This is a genomic window from Streptomyces sp. NPDC031554, from assembly GCF_055580685.1.
Genome location: NZ_JBVIKX010000030.1, coordinates 1 through 1,667 on the forward strand (window position 1 = coordinate 1; position 1,667 = coordinate 1,667).

At 69.6% G+C, this 1,667-nt stretch carries 1 protein-coding gene; it reads left to right on the forward strand.

Annotated elements, in window-relative coordinates:
• On the forward strand, nucleotides 1-1,667 hold a 1,667-nt coding region (locus ACZ5FU_RS34945), incomplete at both ends, for an acyltransferase domain-containing protein (RefSeq protein ID WP_469047946.1).

Here is a 1,667-nt window from a genome sequence, read left to right on the forward strand (position 1 = left end):
TTCGTGGCGGGTCATTCGGTGGGTGAGGTGGTGGCTGCGTATGTGGCGGGGGTGTGGTCGTTGGAGGATGCGGCGGCTTTGGTGGTGGCGCGGGGCCGGTTGATGCAGGCGTTGCCGTCGGGTGGGGTGATGTTCGCGGTCGAGGCCGCGGAGGACGAGGTCGTCCCCTGGCTGGTGGAGGGGGTGAGTGTGGCGGCGGTCAACGGTCCGACCTCTGTCGTGCTCTCCGGTGTGGAGGAGGCGGTCGCGGGGGTGGTGGCCCGGTTCGAGGGGCGTCGGGTCAAGCGGCTGCGGGTCTCGCACGCGTTCCATTCGTCTTTGATGGATCCGATGCTGGAGGAGTTTCGCCGGGTCGCGGCCGCCCTGGCGTATCACGAGCCGCGTGTGCCGGTGGTGTCGAACCTGACCGGTGGGGTGGCGGAGGCGGGCCGGTTGTGTTCGCCGGAGTACTGGGTGGAGCACGTGCGGGGCACGGTCCGCTTCCACGACGGGGTGCAGAGCCTGCGGGAGCTGAGGGTGGCCACGTTCTTGGAGCTGGGGCCGGAGGGTGTGCTGTCGGGGATGATCGCGCAGGACTGCGTGCCGTCCCTGCGGCGGGACGTGCCCGAGGACCGGGCCCTGATGCAGGCGCTTGGCCGGCTGCACGCCCGGGGTGTCGAGGTCGACTGGGAGAAGGTCTTCGCCGGGACCGGCGCCCACCGGGTGGACCTGCCCACCTACGCCTTCCAACACCAGCGGTTCTGGCTGAACCCGGCAGTATCCGGTGGAGACCCGGCCCTGGCCGCCGGACATCCGCTGCTCGACATCGTGGTGGGTTTGCCCGAGACGGGCGGTGTCGTTGCCACGGGTCGGTTGTCGCTGGCCACCCAGCCGTGGCTGGCGGACCACACTGTGGCCGGCACGGTCCTGCTGCCGGGTGCCGCACTGGTGGAGCTGGCTGTCCGTGCGGGTGACGAGGTTGGTGCGGGGGTGCTGCGGGAGCTGGTGATCGAGGCTCCGCTGGTGGTTCCCGACGAGGGCGCGGTACGGGTGCACGTCTCGGTCGGTGAGGACAACGGCAGCGGGGTCCGATCGGTCACAGTGCATTCGCGGCCCGACGACGCGGAGCCTGGAACTCCCTGGGTCCGCCACGCGAGCGGTCAACTCAGTAACGAAATTCCCTCTGTCGCTGCCGAGTTCGGCGTATGGCCGCCGAAGGATGCGACAGCTGTGAACGTGACGGACCTGTATGAGGAGCTGGCCGACCGCGGATACGGTTATGGGCCGGTGTTCCAGGGACTGCGTGCGGTGTGGCGCCGGGAGGGCGAGGTGTTCGCCGAGGTCGCGTTGCCGTCGGGAGAAGTGGATTCGGCTGCCGGGTTCGGCCTGCATCCGGCGCTGCTGGACGCCGCCCTGCATGCCGGGGCCTTCTCCGGCGCGCGCGAGTCCGACAGCGACGGTTTGTTCTTGCCGTTCGCGTGGAGTGGTGTGTCTCTGCATGCTTCGGGTGCGTCGTCGTTGCGTGTGCGGTTGAGGTCGACGGGGGCGGAGTCGCTGTCGTTGGATCTGGCCGATGGTGAGGGTGTTCCGGTGGCTTCGGTGGAGTCGCTTGTGGTGCGGGCGGTTGCCGGGGATGGGTTGAGGGTGTCGGGGGGCGGTGGTGGTGGGGCGTTGTTCCGGGTGGAGTG